Below are 16,698 nucleotides of genomic sequence, written 5' to 3'. Positions count from 1 at the left end.
CAAGCGGCTCATGTTATGGTGCGCCCCCTCTGTACCTGTGTGTAATACCCAGCATGTTCGAGTTATCCCGCCCCTTGCGTCTGACGATCTACACCTTGGTGATCATCGCCGGTGCGGTCATCGCCGCCACCCTGGCCACGCGTCACACCCTGCGCCAATCCATGGTCGAAGACGCCGCCCGGGCCAATCAACAATTGGCGCTGTACGCCACGTCACTGCATACCCTGATCGAACGTTACCGTGCCCTGCCCTCGGTGCTGGCGCTGGACCCGCAATTACGCGAAGCACTCAATGGCCCGGTAAGCCCTGAGCAACAGGACGTGCTGAACCGCAAGCTGGAAAAAATCAACGGCGCCGCCGAGTCCTCGACCCTGGAACTGCTCGATCGCAACGGCCTGGCCGTGGCGGCGAGTAACTGGCGCCTGCCCAGCAGCTACGTCGGGCACAACTACGGCTTCCGCCCTTACTTCAGTCAGACCCGCACCCAGGGCACTGGGCGCTTTTACGCCGTGGGCGTGACCAGTGGTATACCGGGTTACTTCCTGTCCAGCGCCGTCACCGATGACGACGGGCAGTTTCTCGGGGCCATGGTGGTCAAACTGGAGTTTCCCGAGCTGGAACGGGAGTGGCGTCAGGGCAGCGACACGCTATTGGTCAGCGATGCGCGCGGGATCATTTTTATCGCCAACCAGCCGGGCTGGCGTTATCGCCAATTGAAGCCGCTGAACGACAGCGATCACGCCGAACTCAAGGCCACCCGCCAATACGACAAGCAGCCACTGACACCGCTTGATTATCAATCGCTGCGCCGCTTCGACGAAAACAGCGAGCTGGCGCGGGTCGATGGCCCGGACGGCAAGGCAGATTACCTGTGGGAGTCCCTGCCGCTGACTGCCGAAGGCTGGACCCTGCACCTGCTGCGTCGCCCGCAGGTGGCGTTCGAAGACAGTCGCAACGCCGCCCTCGCCGCTGCCGGCCTGTGGCTGACCCTGGTATTTCTGCTGCTGTTCCTCAATCAGCGCTGGCGTCTGGCGAAAATGCGTCAGCGCAGCCGCGAAGAGCTTGAACAGCTGGTAGAAGAACGCACCCGCGACCTGCGCACCGCCCAGGAAGGCCTGGTGCAATCGGCCAAACTCGCCGCCCTCGGGCAGATGTCCGCCGCCCTTGCCCATGAGATCAATCAGCCTTTGACTGCCCAGCGCATGCAGCTTGCCACGCTGAGGTTGCTGCTCGACCACGGCCGCGTCGACGACGCCTACAAGGCACTCAAACCCGTGGACGAGATGCTGACCCGCATGGCCGCCCTCACCGGCCACCTGAAAACCTTCGCCCGCAAAAGCCCCAGCGGCTTGCGCGAACGCCTCGATCTGGCGGCGGTGGTGGATCAGTCCCTGGAGCTGCTCGATACCCGATTGCGCGATGAACAGGTCAGCACCGTGCTGCACCTGACCCGCCCGGCCTGGGTACGGGGTGATGCGATTCGCCTGGAACAGGTGCTGATCAACCTGCTGCGCAACGCACTGGACGCGATGCAGGATAAACCCTGCAAGCGCCTGGAAATCCGTCTCGAAGCCGATGAACAATTGTGGCGCCTGAGCGTCATCGACAACGGTGGCGGTATCGCTGAAGAGAACCTGGCCAAAGTGTTCGACCCGTTCTTCACCACCAAGCCGGTCGGCGACGGACTGGGCATCGGGCTGGCGGTTTCCTTTGCAATCGTTCACGAATCGGGCGGGCGCCTGACTGCCGGTAATCGCGACAAAGGCGCGGTGTTCTCCCTGACCCTGCCCATCGACCTGGAGGCCCATGGCTCATGCTGAATTCCGTGATGGTGGTCGACGACGAAAGCAGCATTCGCAGCGCCGTCGAACAATGGCTGAGCCTGTCGGGTTTCGACGTGCAGTTGTTCAGCCGGGCTGACGAGTGCCTGGCGAAGTTGCCGAAACATTTTGCCGGGGTGATTCTCAGCGATGTACGCATGCCCGGCATGAGCGGCCTGGAACTGTTGGCCGAAGTGCAGCAGCGCGATGCCGAGCTGCCGGTGATCCTCCTGACCGGCCACGGCGACGTGCCCATGGCCGTCGATGCGATGCGCGACGGCGCCTACGACTTTCTGGAAAAACCCTTCAGCCCCGAAGCCCTGCTTGGCAGTTTGCGCCGGGCACTGGACAAGCGCCGGCTGGTCCTGGAAAACCGCGCCCTGCACGAACAGGCGGACAACCGCGCCAAACTCGATGCCACGCTGTTGGGCGTGTCCCGTGGCTTGCAAACCTTGCGCCGACAGGTACTGGAACTGGCGTCACTGCCAGTCAACGTACTGATCCGCGGCGAAACCGGCAGCGGCAAGGAGCTGGTCGCCCGTTGCCTGCACGACTTCGGCCCGCGTGCGGACAAACCTTTTGTGGCATTGAATTGCGCGGCCATCCCCGAGCAGCTGTTTGAAGCCGAACTGTTCGGCCACGAAAGCGGTGCGTTTACCGGCGCCCAGGGCAAACGCATCGGCAAACTCGAATACGCCGATGGCGGCACACTGTTTCTCGATGAGATCGAAAGCATGCCCCTGGCACAGCAGGTGAAGCTGCTGCGGGTGTTGCAGGAGCAGAAACTGGAACGCCTGGGCTCGAACCAGAGTATCCGCGTGGACTTGCGGATCATTGCCGCGACCAAGCCGGACCTGCTCGAAGAAGCACGGGCCGGACGTTTCCGTGAGGATCTGGCTTATCGCCTGAACGTCGCCGAACTGCGCCTGCCACCGCTGCGCGACCGTCGCGAAGACATTCCGTTGTTGTACGAATCGTTCGCCCGCCACGCCGCCGAGCGTCTGGGGCGTACCCTGCCGCCGCTGAGCGGGCCGCAGTTGAGCCACCTGTTGAGCCACGACTGGCCGGGCAATGTACGCGAACTGGCGAATGTCGCCGAGCGTCAGGTACTGGGGCTTGGCGAGCCTGTTCCGGCAGGCATCGACCCCGGACAATCATTGGCGGCGCAGCAGGAAGCCTTTGAGGCGCAGTGCCTGCGCGCAGCGCTGACGCGGCACAAGGGTGACGTCAAGGCCGTGCTTGAAGAGCTGCAACTGCCACGCCGCACGTTCAACGAAAAGATGCAGCGCCATGGCTTGAGCCGAGAGATGTTCCTGCAAGAAAACTGAATGCTCCAGCGCCTTTGATGGCCCCATGAGCAATTTTTCGCTCACGCCCAATTTTTCATGAGCGGATTTTCGCTCATAAAACCGTTCAAACCCCTCTAAACCGGCCCTCTCCCCCCTTGGCACACCTCCTGCTATAGCCCCCGCAGGCTGCGTTAACGCGCGCTCCACAAAAATAATTAGACGAAGGATCCTTCAATGGATAACTCCAATACCCTGCCCCGTGGGTCGGCCGCCGCGCCGACAAGAGAACGCACCACCTCCAGCCGCATCAAATCGATCTTCAGCGGCTCCGTCGGCAACATGGTCGAGTGGTATGACTGGTACGTCTACGCCGCTTTCTCCCTGTACTTTGCCAAGACCTTTTTCCCGAAAGGCGACACCACTGCACAACTGCTGAACACCGCTGCAATCTTCGCCGTGGGCTTCCTGATGCGCCCGATCGGTGGCTGGCTGATGGGCCTGTATGCCGACAAGGTCGGGCGCAAAAAAGCCCTGATGGCCTCGGTGTACCTGATGTGTTTTGGCTCGCTGCTGATCGCCCTGAGCCCGGGCTATGAAATCATCGGTATCGGCGCGCCGATCCTGCTGGTGTTCGCCCGTTTGCTGCAGGGCCTGTCGGTCGGTGGCGAATACGGCACCTCCGCCACTTACCTCAGCGAGATGGCAACCAAGGAACGTCGTGGCTTCTACTCCAGCTTCCAGTACGTGACCCTGATCTCCGGCCAGCTCATCGCCCTGGCCGTGTTGATCGTATTGCAACAACTGCTGACCACCGAGGAGCTGTACGCCTGGGGCTGGCGCATTCCGTTCGCCATCGGCGCACTGTGTGCCGTCGTCGCGCTGTACCTGCGTCGCGGCATGGAAGAAACCGAGTCGTTCACCAAGAAGGAAAAAGCCAAGGAAAGCGCGATGCGCACCTTGCTGCGTCATCCGAAGGAACTGATGACCGTGGTCGGCCTGACCATGGGCGGCACCCTGGCGTTCTACACCTACACCACGTACATGCAGAAATACCTGGTGAACACCGTCGGCATGAGCATTTCCGACTCCACAACCATTTCCGCCGCCACGCTGTTCCTGTTCATGTGCCTGCAACCGGTCATCGGCGGCCTGTCGGATAAAATCGGTCGTCGGCCGATCCTGATTGCCTTCGGCATCCTGGGCACGCTGTTCACCGTACCGATCCTCACCACCCTGCACACCATCACCACGTGGTGGGGCGCGTTCTTCCTGATCATGGCGGCGCTGATCATTGTCAGCGGCTACACCTCGATCAATGCGGTGGTCAAAGCCGAACTGTTCCCGACCGAAATCCGCGCACTGGGTGTTGGTCTGCCCTACGCACTGACCGTGTCGATCTTCGGCGGCACCGCTGAATACATCGCGTTGTGGTTCAAGAGCATTGGCATGGAAACCGGTTACTACTGGTACGTCACCGCCTGTATTGCCGTGTCGCTGCTGGTGTACATCACCATGAAAGACACCCGCAAGCATTCGCGAATCGTCACGGACTAGTCCAGCCGCATCACAATCAAAAGGGGCAGACCGTCGGGGGTCTGCCCCTTTTTTGTTGGGCATTGCGTGAAAAACCAAAGCGAATACAAGCCAAGTTCCATGCTTGGGTGTTCCCCCCAAACATAGAATCTCCCACAGGGCCCTAGACCCCATCTCTCGCGATTGACTGGAAATTAGCAATCGTCGCCAGCAATATGACCCTCTCTCGAAAAACCCAGGTTTGCCCCATGCCAGACGACATCCACTATTACGAACCCGCCAAGGGCCATGGCCTGCCCCATGATCCGTTCAATGCGATCATCGGCCCGCGCCCTATCGGCTGGATTTCTTCACAGGATGCCGACGGCCACCTGAACCTGGCGCCCTACAGCTTCTTCACGGCCTTCAACTACGTTCCACCGATCATTGGTTTTTCCAGCATCGGACGCAAAGACAGCCTGAACAACATCGAACAGACCGGCGAATTCGCCTGGAACCTGGCCACCCGGCCATTGGCCGAACAGATGAACCAAAGCTGCGCCATGGTCGGGCCAGAGGTCGACGAGTTCGAGCTGTCGGGGCTGACGCCCGTCGCGTCGAAAGTCATTCAGGTGCCGCGAGTCGCCGAAAGCCCGGTGTCCTTCGAGTGCAAGGTCACGCAGATCATTCAGCTGCAGCGAGCGGATGGGAATGTCGTGCCGAGCTGGCTGATTCTGGGCGAAGTGGTCGCCGTGCATATCGCCAAATGGCTGTTGAAGGACGGGGTCTACGACACCGCCGCGGCAGAACCGATTCTGCGCGGCGGCGGGCCGGCGGATTATTTCCAGCTGGGGCCTGAGGCGCTGTTCAAGATGTACCGCCCGGGGGCAGTGAAGTGATCACCAGAGCAGGTCGGTGTTTTCCTTGACGTCCTTGAGGCGAGTCAGCTCCCTGGCGGCCGCTTCGTCGGCCTCGTGGGCGGTCTTGAAGGTCTGGCCTTCGAGCACTTTGTGAAAACGCGGGGCGCCGGCCCCTCCCAGCGCTTTGACGGCGATTGCGGCGTGGTAGCCGCCCTCACCCGGTACTACTGCGGAAACAGCTTCGAAGTGTTCAAAGGCTTTTCTTGCCATGTCACGAATCCTGGCGGGTTGAGAATGTCGTCATTAAACCCTCAACCGGCCAGTTTGTGTACTGCTGCGCCGGACTGACCGAGGGCCTGTTCCGCCGACACATCCTTGAAGGTATGGAAATCCAGGCGGTCGACCACCAGTTCCTGCACCAGCTCCGCAAAAATCTCCATCGCCGGCGTGTTGAAGTACGCGGTCATGGCCTGTTGATTGCTCCAGAAACCGGACACCAGCCACAGCTGCGGATCGCATTGCGAATGCTGCAAGGCAAAGTTCAGGCAGCCTGGCGCGGCGCGAGACGGCTCGATCAATGCGCTCAGGCGCATACCCAGCTCCTGCGAACGCCCGGCGCGCGCTCGAACGAAGGCCATATGACTGACGGGGATCTGCTTTGACATGTTCAACCCTCCCGGGGAGTCGCGTGGCAGCCAGGGGACGGGCTGCGACAGGATCAAAGGTTAAGGGTTGGCGCGCGTGGCTCGTTAGTCGATTTCTGCCGGGGCGTTGCACAATCCTGCGAGCGTGCAGGGATTCTCTGTAACAATCGGCAAAACCCTGTCACGGTTCTGCCCTACGAGTTTCAAGCAAGTTTCCCCGCGCCTGTCAGGTCTTGTCGGGGCAAAAAGCAACACCCATGCAGAATCAGGCAAGCATCAGGCAGGATGTGTCTACCGCTGTCACTTGCACAAACTTATGCTCTGCCCGTCAAACCCAACCTTGCCGAGGATGCCTCGCATGTCGTCGCTCGATCACTTTCAAGCCCCGCTGGACGCCGACATGGAGAAACAGCGCGCGGAACTGGCGGCGATCATTCGTCGCAACACCGCCGAAGATGGCAGTTATGCCACCGCTGTCGATTCGCTGTTCATGTCGCGTCATAGCCAAAACCACGACTTCGCCCCGGTGCTGGCGCAACCGGCGCTGTGCATCATGGCCCAGGGGCGCAAGGAAGTTCGGCTGGCCGACGAGTACTTCAATTACGATCCGCTCAACTACCTGGTGGTCTCTGTCTCGATGCCTCTGAGCGGCCGGGTGGTGAACGTCTCGGCCGCAGAACCGATACTGGCCGTGCGGCTGGACATCGACCCGACGGAAATCACCGCGTTGATCGCCGATGCAGGTCCGCTTGGCGTGCCCACACGGCCGACCGGGCGCGGTCTGTATGTCGAACGGCTCGACAGCGCCATGCTCGATGCGGTGCTGCGCCTGGCACGGTTGCTCGACACACCGAAAGACATCGCCATGCTCGCGCCACTGATTCGCCGGGAAATTCTCTATCGGTTGCTGCGCAGCAAACAGGGCCACCGGCTATACGAAATTGCCATCGCCAACAGTCAGAGCCACCGCATCAGCCAGGCGATCAAATGGCTCAACAGCAATTATGAACAGCCGCTGCGCATCGATGATCTGGCGAAGGAAGTGAATCTGAGCGTGTCGACGCTGCATCATCGTTTCAAGGCGATGACGGCGATGAGCCCGTTGCAGTATCAGAAGCAACTGCGATTGCAGGAAGCGCGACGCTTGATGCTGGCCGAAGGGCTGGAAGCTTCGGCCGCAGGTTACCGCGTCGGGTATGAAAGCCCTTCGCAGTTCAGTCGCGAGTACAGCCGTTTGTTCGGCGCACCGCCGTTGCGGGATCTGGCGCGGTTGCGGTTGAGCGTTTAATCAGGATTTTTGCCGTCAGTACCGGCCCCATCGCGAGCCTGCTCGCGAAGAGGCCAGACAGGCCAACATCCAATCCGGATCAGGCGCCCAACACCCTGCAAGCCTCCGCCGGCAAAGTCACCGACACCGGATGCCCAACGCTCAAGCCAAAGCCCTGACACGGAGTGCTCAGCGCGGTGAACGTCACCCCGGAACACTCGACCGTGGTTTCGATGGTCGCGCCGATATCCCGTACAAAAGTCACCTTGCCCAACAGACGATTGCCCGCCGTCGCCTGAGGCTCCGACAGTTGCAGGTCTTCCGGGCGAATCAGCATCTTCACTTTCTCACCGACCACAATGCTGCTGCAGATCGGCACTTGCAGCGCATCGCCGCCCGGAAGACTGACCTTCCCATCACCCAGCGCCGTGGCCGGGAAGATGTTGCCCGAGCCGATGAAATCCGCGACGAATTCGTTGGCCGGGTGCCGGTAGATTTCGATCGGCGTGCCGACCTGCTGCACCCGATGCTCACCCAGGACCACCACGATATCCGCCATGGTCATGGCTTCGCGCTGGTCGTGAGTCACCATGATGGTGGTGATGTTCAGGCGTTGTTGCAGTTGACGGATTTCCACCTGCATCGACTCGCGCAGCTTGGCATCCAGCGCCGACAGCGGTTCGTCGAGCAATAGGATTTTCGGGTGATTGGCAATCGCCCGGGCAATCGCCACGCGCTGGCGCTGCCCGCCGGACAGTTTCGCCACCGGACGATCAATCATCTGCTGCAACTGGATCAACTCCAGCAACTCCACCACTCGCGCCTGCTGATCAGCCTTGCTGACCCCGCGCAGTTTCAGTGGATAAGCGATGTTCTCCCCGACCGTCATGTGCGGGAACAGTGCCAGGGACTGGAACACCATGCCGAAATTGCGCAAGTGCGCCGGGGTTTGGCCGATGTCTTCACCGTCCAGACGAATCTCACCGCCGGACAGGGTTTCCAGGCCGGCGATCATCCGCAGCAACGTGGTTTTGCCGCAACCCGAAGGGCCCAGGAAACACACCAGTTTGCCCTCGGGCAAATGCAGGTTTACATCTTTTACCGCGCAGGCCGAGCCGTAGCGTTTCTCGACGTTTTCCAGAATCAAGCCAGACATAAATCACCTCAAGAAATCAGAACGAAACGCCACCTTCACCAACCAGCTTCTCCAGCGCCCAGATCAGGACGAAGTCGATCAGCACGATCAGCACGGCAAACGAAAATACGGTTGGGTCGAGCGAGGACACGGTGCGGCTGTACATCCAGATCGGCACGGTCATGACGTCGATGGTGTAGAGGAAGTAGGTCACGGTGAATTCGTTGAACGAAACGATGAACGCCAGCAGCATGCCCGCCAGAATCCCCGATTTCATCAACGGCACCACCACATCGACGATCGCCCGCAGCGGTGAAGCGCCAAGCATTTGCGCCGCCTCCTCGACTTCGCTGCCGATGGACAGCATGGCGGCCGTGCAGTTCTTCACCACGAACGGCAACGCCAGGATCACGTGGGCAATCACCAGGCGCGAGATGGTCATCTGGAACGGCAGGCTGTCGAACACCAGCAGCAACGCCAGGCCCAACACCACCATCGGGAAGACCAGCGGCAGCGACATCAACTGCATCGCCACGGCTTTGCCGCGGAACTCGCAACGGGTCAGCGCGTACGCCGCCGGCACTGCGATCAGCGTCGCGAAGACCATGGTCAGGCACGACACCATCAGGCTGGTGGTCATGGCTTTGCCCAGGCTCAGCACGTCGCTGGAGTCCGGCGAAACGAAGGTGTGCCAGGCGGCCTTGTACCATTGCAGGCTGTAGCTGCTCGGCGGGAAGTCGAGGTTTGACGAGCCACTGAAGGACATGACGATCATGGTCAGGATCGGCAACACCGCCAGCAACAGGATGAAGCCGGACAGTATGCCCGCGAACTTGCCGGTCTCTCCCGGCAACAGCGACTGGCGCTTTTTGATCAGGGAACTCATTGCGAAGCCTCCAGCATGCGCCGACGACGGCCAGTGATGTATTCGGACAACGTCATGATCGCCAGCGTGGTAACGATCAGCACCACACCGGCAGCGGACGCGGCGGGCCAGTTCATCAGCGGCGCGATCTGGTCATGCACCATCACCGCCAGCATCGGCACGCGACGGCCACCGAGCAGCAGCGGCACCACGAAGCTGCTGGCGTTGTAAGCGAATACCAGAGTCGCACCGGTGATGATTCCCGGCAGGCTCATCGGCAGCACCACCTGGCGGAACACTTGAAAACGACTGGCGCCGAGGGTGGCGGCGGCCTCTTCGTAACTGCGGGCCACGCCGCGCATGGCGCTGGCGATCGGCAGCACGGCCAGCGGGAAGGCGGTTTGCACCAGGCCCATCAACACGCCGTTCTGGTTGTACAGCAGCATGATCGGACGCTTGATCAGGCCCAGGCCCATCAGCGTCTGGTTGAGCATCCCGCCCGGGCCGAGAATCACCAGCCAGCCGTAGCTTTGCAGCAGCAGGTTGACCAGCAATGGCAGCAGCACCGCCGCGAGGAAAATCCGGCGCACGAACGGCGAGGTCAGGCGCGACATGGTGTAGGCCACAGGGATCGCCAGCACGACCGCGATCACCGCGCTGATCAGCGCCAGACGCAGGGTCAGGAGCAGGGATTTGAGGTAGTAGGGTTCCAGCAATTGTGCGTAGCTGGCCAGGCTGAACCCGGTCCATTCCGCGCCCTTGGTGCCCACGCTCATGCGCAGGACCAGCAGGCTGGCGGCAATCAGCACGCCCATGAACAGCATCGACGGCGAAAGAAAAAGCCAGGCGCGCGTCGTCGGCGAAACACCCCGATCGGCGCGCACGGGGGCGGCACTCACCGGATGGGTCAGAGGTTGGTGTTCCATAGCAAAGGGTCTCGTCAATGGAAAGCAGCAAGACTGAGATTGGGTAAAAAACCTGTGGCGAGGGAGCTTGCTCCCGCTGGGTCGCGAAGCGGCCCCAATCAATCACCGTGTTGATCCGGATAGATCGCGGTGCCTGGTATTGCGGCTGCTGCGCAGCCGAGCGGGAGCAAGCTCCCTCGCCACAAAAGCTCTTTGAACCTCAGAAATCAGGAAGAAAAGATTTCCGTGTAACGACGAATCCATTGGTCATGCACGGTGGCCAGGAAGGCGTTGTCGTGCATGATCGCCTTCTCGGCAATCTGCTCTGGCGTGAGGATGTACGGGCTCTTGCGCGCTTCGGCGGAGATGATCGCCTTGGCGTTGACCGGGCCGTTGTAGATGTCTTCGGCCATCTTGCCCTGTACCAGCGGGTCCAGAGAGTGGTTGATGAAGGCATAGGCCAGGTCGGTGTCGCCCGGACGGTTTTTTGGCATCACCGATTGCATCAGGTCGGTGTAGAAACCTTCTTTCATGCCGAAGGTTGCACTCAGGCCGTAGTTCGGATCGCGGATCTGTTTCGGGAAAAACGCCGGCGCATACAGGCCCCCCATGTCCAGCGAACCGGTGCGGAACAGTTCGGCGATCTGGTTCGGGTTTTCACCCAGGGTCACCACGCGGTCCTTGAGCTCGGCGAGCTTCTTGAAGCCAGGCTCGATGTTGTGTTCGTCACCACCGGCCAGTTTGGCGGCGATGATGATCAGGTCCATGGCCTCGGTCCAGTTCGGCGGCGGCAGGAAGATGTTCGGTGCCAGCTCCGGGTCCCACAGGGCGGCGTAGCTGTCCGGAGCTTCCTTCTGCGTGCGAGTGCTGTAGACCAGGCTGTTGCACCAGAGCAGGTAGCCGATACCGTGGCCATTGGCGCCGGTGCGGTATTTTTCCGGTACGTCGACGATGTTGGGAATGCGGTTAAGGTCGGGTTTTTCCAGCAGGTTGGCGGCGGCCAGACCTTCGGCACCAACGCCTGCCAGGGTGATGATGTCGTACTGCGGACGATCACCGCCGGCCTTGAGTTTGGCAACCATCTCCGAGGTACTGCCGGTGCGGTCGGCAATGACCTTGACACCGTACTTGTCTTCGAAAGTCGCGGCGATGTTGCGCAGTGCGGCGAGACCGGTGTCATCGGACCAGGTCAGCAGACGCAGGGTCTTGCCCTGAAAGCGCGTGTCACTGGCATTGGCCCTGACGAAAGGCAGGCTCATGGCTGCCGCTGCAACCGAGGCTACGCCCACGGTTTTGATGAATTGACGTCTGTTCAGATCGTGCTTGCCCATTACGGACTCCCTTTGTTTTTTTAAGTATTAGGTTGGTCGCAACCGTTGCATCCGCGCGGCCAGACCAGCTTCAACCCCCTTGTTTACAGGGCTTGAGCTGAGCCGACGGGTTCATCCTGAGGTCGTGTAAAACACCTGACTATCGATAAAAACTCATCGAAGCCATGACGCCAGCGCATGCCTCGTTTGGAGGCATGCACTCACCTTTTTCGTGCCTTCAGACGGCCCGAATCACGTGCTTGATTTCCTGGAAAGCCTGCAAGCCCCACGGGCCCAATTCGCGGCCGATGCTGCTCTGTTTGTAGCCACCCCAGGCGGTCTGCGGGAAGATCACCTGTGGTGCGTTAATCCACACAAGCCCCGCCTGCAAGGCGTTGGCGACACGATCCGCTGCCTGTGCATCACGCGTGACCACGCTGGCGACCAGACCGAACTGGCTGTCGTTGGCCAGGGCAATCGCTTCGGCTTCGCTGGCAAAGCTGCGTACGCAGATCACCGGGCCGAAAATCTCTTCACACCACAACGCACTGTCGAGGGGCACTTCAGTGAAGATTGTCGGCTGCAAAAAATATCCGCGCGGCAGTTCCGCCGGACGATTACCGCCGCAAATCAGCTTGGCACCGGCACTCAGACCGCGGTCGATGTGGCCGAGCACACGCTGGTATTGCGCCTGGTTGACCAGCGCGCCCATCTCCACGTTCGGGTCGAACGGGTCTGCCACGCGAATCGCTTCGGCGCGGGCCTTCAGACGAATCAGGAATTCATCGGCCAGTTCATCGGCGACCAGCACGCGGCTGGTGGCCGAACACATTTGTCCGGCGTTGAAGAAACCGCCGCCACAGGCGACTTCCACCGCCAAATCGATATCGGCATCGGCCAGCACCAGCAATGAGGATTTTCCGCCCAGTTCCAGGCTCACGCCTTTGACGGTTTCCGCCGCGCGCTGCATGACCTGCACGCCTACCGCGTTACTGCCGGTGAACGACACCTTGGCAATGCGCGGGTCCGCCGACAACGGTGCGCCGACCGCCAGACCCGTGCCGCATACCAGGTTGAACACGCCATCGGGCAAACCGGCCTGAGCAATGATGCGGGCCAGCTCCAGTTCTGGCAGCGGCGTCACTTCCGAAGGCTTGAGCACCACGCAGCAACCGGCAGCCAGGGCCGGGGCGAGTTTCCAGGCCGTGGTGACCATCGGGAAGTTCCACGGCACGATCAGGCCAACCACACCGCAAGGTTCGCGGCGCAGGCGAGCGCTGAAATCTTCGCTCGGCAATTCAACGGCGCTGTCCTGTTTCGCGTCGAGGCCTTCGGCCAGACCGGCGTAGTACTCGAATGTGGCGATCACGTCGTCGACGTCGATGGCCGCTTCAAACTGTGGCTTGCCATTGTTGGTCGACTGCAAATGCATCAGGCGGTCACGACCGGCCTGCACGCCAGCGGCGATTTTGCGCAGAATCGCACCACGCTCGGCACCGGTGGTTTTCGACCAGTCGGCGAACGCTTTGGTCGCCGCGCCGACTGCTTGCTCGACAGCCCGTTCATCACCGCCATTGACCGTGGTCAACAAGGCTTCGGTCGACGGGTTGATCACACGCAGGTGTTCGTTGCCAGCCGACCATTGGCCGTCGATGAACAGGCCGTCCAGAGTGGTTGGTAAGGTCAAGGCAACGCTCATTTCGACACCGCCTTGGTCCAGGCAGTCTGATCGATTTCAATCAGGGTCGGGCCTTGACGATCCGAGGCCACGCGCAATGCACCACGCAGTTGCTCGACGTCGCTGACCGCTTCGGCGGCGCAGCCCAGGCCCTTGGCCACAGCGATGAAGTCCGGTGTATAGATGTCCACGCCGACCGGCTCGATGGCGCGGTTGACCATGTATTTCTTGATCTCTTCGTAGCCCTGGTTATTCCACAGCAGCACGATCACCGGCGTGCGCGCTTCAACGGCACTGGCCAGTTCCGGCAGGGTGAATTGCAGGCCACCGTCGCCGATCAGGCACACCACCGGCGGGCGGGCGCCAGCTTCGGTGCTGCCACCCAACCAGGCGCCAATCGCGGCCGGCAAGGCGTAACCGAGGGTGCCGTAACCGGTGGACGAGTTGAACCAGCGACGCGGGCGCTCCGGGTTGAACGTCAGGTTGCCGGTGTACACCGGTTGGGTCGAATCGCCGACGAACACCGCGTCTGGCAATTGCTGCAGCACGGTTTCCAGGAAACAGGTCTGGGCCAGGGTCGGCGCATCCCAGGTGGCCGCCAGATCTTCACGCAAACGCGCGGCACGGACCTGACCCCAATCGCCCTGGCGCTGGGCCAACGACTCTTGCGACAGTGCGCTCAACAAGGCTTGCGTCGCGTTGCGCGAGTCAGACACCAGCGCCAGGTGCGGCGGGTAGTTGCGAACGGTTTGATCCGGGTCGATGTCCACGCGCAGCAGCTTGCCAGGAATCTCGAAACCACCGGCAAAGGTGACGTCGTAGTCGGTCTCGGCCAATTCAGTACCGATGGCCAGCACCACGTCTGCCTCGGCGACCAGCGCACGGGTGGCGACCAGGCTCTGGGTCGAACCGATCAGCAGCGGATGGCCAGACTCCAGCATGCCTTTGGCATTGATGGTCAACGCGACAGGCGCCTCCAGCAGCTCAGCCAGTTCAGTCAGCTCGGCGGCGGCATCGATGGCACCGCCACCGGCGAGAATCAGCGGACGCTTGGCGCCGGCCAGCATCTCGGCCATGCGCGACACAGCGCTCGGCGAAGCACCGGCACGGTCGATGTTCACCGGGACGCTGTCGAGCAGGTCGTCGGCTTCTTCCACCAGTACATCCAGCGGAATTTCGATGTGCACCGGGCGCGGACGACCGGCCTGGAACAGCGCAAACGCTCGGGCCAGAACACCCGGCAATTCCGACGCCGACATCAGGGTGTGGGAGAACGCCGCGACACCGGCGCACAGGGCGCCCTGGTTCGGCAGCTCATGCAGCTTGCCGCGACCGCCGCCCAACTGGTTGCGCGATTGCACGCTGGAGATCACCAGCATCGGGATCGAATCGGCGTAGGCCTGGCCCATCGCGGTGGTGATGTTGGTCATGCCCGGGCCGGTGATGATGAAGCACACGCCTGGTTTGCCGCTGGTACGGGCATAGCCGTCGGCCATGAAACCGGCGCCCTGTTCGTGACGCGGCGTGACATGGTTGATGCTCGAACGGGCCAGCCCGCGATACAGCTCCACGGTATGAACCCCGGGGATGCCGAACACCTGCTCCACCCCGTAACCTTCGAGTAACTTGACCAATACTTCGCCACACGTCGCCATGTCATTGCCCTTCTTGTTCGATTGAGACGCCGGGCCTGCGCAGTGTTTATGATGGATTCGCAGGTCCAGGGATGGCCTCATTGGAACGGGCGACACGTAGCCGCAACAATGGATAAAAAGTCATACTAGCCATGTCCTCACGTCATACCTTGGATCCGAATGAAACGACTGCCTCCCCTGCCGGCGCTGTACACATTTCTGATTACCGCGCAGTGCTGCAACTTCACCCGGGCCGCCGAGCAACTGCACATCACTCAGGGCGCAGTGAGCCGGCAGATTGCCGGGCTGGAAGATCACCTGGGCTATGAACTGTTCATCCGCCAGGCCCGCGGCCTCGACCTCACCGCCGAAGGACGGGAATGGCTGCCACGGGTCCGGCAGATTTTCGGCTTGATCGATGAAGCGGTGGAGCAGATCGGCGAAAAGCGCGAAACCCTGCAACTCAAGGCCCCGACCTGCGTCATGCGCTGGCTGTTGCCACGCCTGTTGCAGTGGCAGAAAGAACGCCCGGACGTGCCGGTTGAACTGACCACCACGGTCAAGCACGGTGTGGATTTTCATCGCGAACAATTCGACGCGGCCGTGATGTATGGCGCGCCCCCGGACGCTTCGCTGGTGTCGCAACGCCTGTTCGAGGAACGGCTGACACCGGTGTGTTCCAAGCCATTGCTCGAAGGCCCCGTGCCGCTGCAAAGGCCGGAGGATCTGGAACAGCACATGTTGCTGCACCCGACCCGGGATGAACGGGACTGGAAGACCTGGCTGGCCACGGCGGATGTTCGCTTGAGCAATGTGAGCAAGGGTCAGCATTTCGAAACCCTGGATCTGGCGATGTCGATGGCATCGCAGGGAACCGGTGTGGCGATCGGTGACTGGTCGCTGATTGGCGATGACCTGAATGCCGGGCGGCTGGTCATGCCCTTCGATCTGATCGTAAAAACCGGCTTGGCGTATTACCTGGTTTTCCCCGAAAAACCAGGACCTTCGGCGAAATTACGCGAGTTGATGGGGTGGTTGGTGGAACAGGCGCAGAGTCGCTGAAACCGGAAAAGCTTCGCCGGCAAGCCGGCTCCTACAGGTATTGCGCTGCCCTTGCAGGAGCTGGCTTGCCGGCGAGTACTTTGCGCTACACCGTCAATACCCGACGGTAAACCGCTGGCGAATGTGCTTCGGCGCGTCCACTTCATCGAGCATGGCGATCGCATAGTCGGCAAACGTGATCCAGCTACGCCCTTCGCTGCTCACCAGCAAATCATCCTTGCCGATCCGGAATTTGCCCGTGCGTTTGCCTTCGACAAACTCTGCAGACGGCGACAGAAAGGTCCAGTCCAGATCCTGTTCCTGACGCAGACTCTCCAGGAACTCGGCACCCGCCCCGGCCTCTGCCTTGTACTCTGCCGGGAAGCCTTTGCTGTCGATCACCCGGGTGCCATCCGGCAACAACAAAGACCCGGCACCGCCCACCACCAGCAGGCGATTGACCCCGGCCTTCTTCACCGGCCCGATGACGGCACTGGCAGGCAGCGTGGAGAAATGCGCGGCGCTGATCACCACGTCATGACCGGCGACTGCGGCTTGCAACGCCGCGCTGTCGAGGGCGTCGACATTCTGGCTGACCACACCGGCACGCGGGCCGATCTTCGAAGTATCGCGGGCGATGGCGGTGACGCTGTGACCACGACGCAGGGCTTCTTCCAACAGCTGGCTACCGGCACGACCGGTGGCCCCGATGATTGCGATTTTGCTCATGACGTTCTC

Annotated in this window: 15 protein-coding genes; 6 read left to right on the top strand and 9 right to left on the bottom strand. The window is 61.3% G+C overall.

Annotated elements, in window-relative coordinates; genetic code table 11:
* The first annotated feature begins 53 nt into the window (after positions 1–53).
* The 4 genes from F7R06_RS26235 to F7R06_RS26220 all read left to right on the top strand — a co-directional run bounded on the left by F7R06_RS26235 (position 54) and on the right by F7R06_RS26220 (position 5,520).
* The gene (locus F7R06_RS26235) at positions 54–1,820 is read left to right on the top strand and encodes an ATP-binding protein (RefSeq protein ID WP_090324818.1); all 1,767 of its coding nucleotides are present in this window, start codon (positions 54–56) and stop codon (positions 1,818–1,820) included.
* Positions 1,814–3,148, top strand: a complete 1,335-nt coding sequence (locus tag F7R06_RS26230; RefSeq protein WP_090324819.1) for a sigma-54-dependent transcriptional regulator — start codon at positions 1,814–1,816, stop codon at positions 3,146–3,148. Before F7R06_RS26235 ends, F7R06_RS26230 begins: the two co-directional genes overlap by 7 nt.
* Positions 3,149–3,343: 195 nt before the next feature.
* Positions 3,344–4,663, top strand: a complete 1,320-nt coding sequence (locus F7R06_RS26225) for an MFS transporter (protein ID WP_090324821.1) — start codon at positions 3,344–3,346, stop codon at positions 4,661–4,663.
* A 227-nt stretch (positions 4,664–4,890) separates the two neighbouring features.
* Positions 4,891–5,520 (top strand): flavin reductase family protein, encoded by a 630-nt coding sequence (locus tag F7R06_RS26220; protein WP_090324822.1) that lies wholly within the window; start codon positions 4,891–4,893, stop codon positions 5,518–5,520.
* Here F7R06_RS26220 and F7R06_RS26215 read toward each other — a convergent pair whose 3' ends face one another.
* Both F7R06_RS26215 and F7R06_RS26210 read right to left on the bottom strand, forming a co-directional pair.
* Complete coding sequence (locus F7R06_RS26215; RefSeq protein WP_090324824.1) at positions 5,521–5,751, bottom strand: hypothetical protein; 231 nt, start codon at positions 5,749–5,751, stop codon at positions 5,521–5,523.
* Positions 5,752–5,792: 41 nt separating this feature from the next.
* Positions 5,793–6,146: a putative quinol monooxygenase gene (locus F7R06_RS26210; protein WP_090324825.1), complete on the bottom strand. Its 354-nt coding sequence runs from the start codon at positions 6,144–6,146 to the stop codon at positions 5,793–5,795.
* A 337-nt stretch (positions 6,147–6,483) separates the two neighbouring features.
* Between F7R06_RS26210 and F7R06_RS26205 the strand changes: the two genes are divergently transcribed.
* Positions 6,484–7,413, top strand: coding sequence for an AraC family transcriptional regulator (locus F7R06_RS26205; RefSeq protein ID WP_090324827.1), 930 nt, complete (start codon positions 6,484–6,486; stop codon positions 7,411–7,413).
* A 79-nt stretch (positions 7,414–7,492) separates the two neighbouring features.
* Here the strand turns inward: F7R06_RS26205 and F7R06_RS26200 are convergent, their stop codons facing one another.
* From F7R06_RS26200 to F7R06_RS26175, 6 genes are all read right to left on the bottom strand, one after another.
* Positions 7,493–8,548 carry an ABC transporter ATP-binding protein gene (locus F7R06_RS26200; RefSeq protein WP_090324828.1) on the bottom strand — a complete coding sequence of 352 codons (1,056 nt, stop codon included), beginning with the start codon at positions 8,546–8,548 and terminating at the stop codon, positions 7,493–7,495.
* A 16-nt stretch (positions 8,549–8,564) separates the two neighbouring features.
* A complete protein-coding gene (locus tag F7R06_RS26195; protein ID WP_090324830.1) occupies positions 8,565–9,413 on the bottom strand; it encodes an ABC transporter permease in 849 nt (282 codons plus the stop codon).
* Positions 9,410–10,318, bottom strand: a complete 909-nt coding sequence (locus F7R06_RS26190; RefSeq protein ID WP_090324832.1) for an ABC transporter permease — start codon at positions 10,316–10,318, stop codon at positions 9,410–9,412. Before F7R06_RS26190 ends, F7R06_RS26195 begins: the two co-directional genes overlap by 4 nt.
* A gap of 206 nt (positions 10,319–10,524) precedes the next feature.
* Entirely contained in the window at positions 10,525–11,628 is a 1,104-nt protein-coding gene (locus F7R06_RS26185) for an ABC transporter substrate-binding protein (protein ID WP_090324834.1), read from the bottom strand.
* A 217-nt stretch (positions 11,629–11,845) separates the two neighbouring features.
* Positions 11,846–13,294 (bottom strand): aldehyde dehydrogenase family protein, encoded by a 1,449-nt coding sequence (locus tag F7R06_RS26180; RefSeq protein ID WP_090327522.1) that lies wholly within the window; start codon positions 13,292–13,294, stop codon positions 11,846–11,848.
* An 8-nt stretch (positions 13,295–13,302) separates the two neighbouring features.
* Positions 13,303–14,940, bottom strand: a complete 1,638-nt coding sequence (locus F7R06_RS26175; protein WP_090324835.1) for a 5-guanidino-2-oxopentanoate decarboxylase — start codon at positions 14,938–14,940, stop codon at positions 13,303–13,305.
* A gap of 159 nt (positions 14,941–15,099) precedes the next feature.
* On the opposite strand from F7R06_RS26175, the gene F7R06_RS26170 reads away from it, so the two are divergent.
* Positions 15,100–15,981 carry a LysR substrate-binding domain-containing protein gene (locus F7R06_RS26170; protein ID WP_090324837.1) on the top strand — a complete coding sequence of 294 codons (882 nt, stop codon included), beginning with the start codon at positions 15,100–15,102 and terminating at the stop codon, positions 15,979–15,981.
* 93 nt (positions 15,982–16,074) lie between these two features.
* Here F7R06_RS26170 and F7R06_RS26165 read toward each other — a convergent pair whose 3' ends face one another.
* Positions 16,075–16,689 carry an NAD(P)-dependent oxidoreductase gene (locus F7R06_RS26165; protein ID WP_090324839.1) on the bottom strand — a complete coding sequence of 205 codons (615 nt, stop codon included), beginning with the start codon at positions 16,687–16,689 and terminating at the stop codon, positions 16,075–16,077.
* Positions 16,690–16,698 lie beyond the last annotated feature (9 nt).

The organism is Pseudomonas moorei (assembly GCF_008801475.1).
In the GTDB taxonomy this organism is placed as follows: domain Bacteria; phylum Pseudomonadota; class Gammaproteobacteria; order Pseudomonadales; family Pseudomonadaceae; genus Aquipseudomonas; species Aquipseudomonas moorei.
Note: the sequence above shows the minus strand (reverse complement) of the source record. Positions and strands in the feature narration are given on the sequence as shown.

What these genes read in the sequence shown, in the direction of transcription:
- F7R06_RS26220 (WP_090324822.1), top strand. Translation starts at nt 4,891, where the DNA reads ATGCCAGACGACATCCACTATTACGAACCCGCCAAGGGCCATGGCCTG.
- F7R06_RS26200 (WP_090324828.1), bottom strand. Translation starts at nt 8,548, where the DNA reads ATGTCTGGCTTGATTCTGGAAAACGTCGAGAAACGCTACGGCTCGGCC.
- F7R06_RS26195 (WP_090324830.1), bottom strand. Translation starts at nt 9,413, where the DNA reads ATGAGTTCCCTGATCAAAAAGCGCCAGTCGCTGTTGCCGGGAGAGACC.
- F7R06_RS26170 (WP_090324837.1), top strand. Translation starts at nt 15,100, where the DNA reads ATGAAACGACTGCCTCCCCTGCCGGCGCTGTACACATTTCTGATTACC.
- F7R06_RS26185 (WP_090324834.1), bottom strand. Translation starts at nt 11,628, where the DNA reads ATGGGCAAGCACGATCTGAACAGACGTCAATTCATCAAAACCGTGGGC.
- F7R06_RS26190 (WP_090324832.1), bottom strand. Translation starts at nt 10,318, where the DNA reads ATGGAACACCAACCTCTGACCCATCCGGTGAGTGCCGCCCCCGTGCGC.
- F7R06_RS26235 (WP_090324818.1), top strand. Translation starts at nt 54, where the DNA reads ATGTTCGAGTTATCCCGCCCCTTGCGTCTGACGATCTACACCTTGGTG.
- F7R06_RS26215 (WP_090324824.1), bottom strand. Translation starts at nt 5,751, where the DNA reads ATGGCAAGAAAAGCCTTTGAACACTTCGAAGCTGTTTCCGCAGTAGTA.
- F7R06_RS26210 (WP_090324825.1), bottom strand. Translation starts at nt 6,146, where the DNA reads ATGTCAAAGCAGATCCCCGTCAGTCATATGGCCTTCGTTCGAGCGCGC.
- F7R06_RS26165 (WP_090324839.1), bottom strand. Translation starts at nt 16,689, where the DNA reads ATGAGCAAAATCGCAATCATCGGGGCCACCGGTCGTGCCGGTAGCCAG.
- F7R06_RS26230 (WP_090324819.1), top strand. Translation starts at nt 1,814, where the DNA reads ATGCTGAATTCCGTGATGGTGGTCGACGACGAAAGCAGCATTCGCAGC.
- F7R06_RS26175 (WP_090324835.1), bottom strand. Translation starts at nt 14,940, where the DNA reads ATGGCGACGTGTGGCGAAGTATTGGTCAAGTTACTCGAAGGTTACGGG.
- F7R06_RS26225 (WP_090324821.1), top strand. Translation starts at nt 3,344, where the DNA reads ATGGATAACTCCAATACCCTGCCCCGTGGGTCGGCCGCCGCGCCGACA.
- F7R06_RS26205 (WP_090324827.1), top strand. Translation starts at nt 6,484, where the DNA reads ATGTCGTCGCTCGATCACTTTCAAGCCCCGCTGGACGCCGACATGGAG.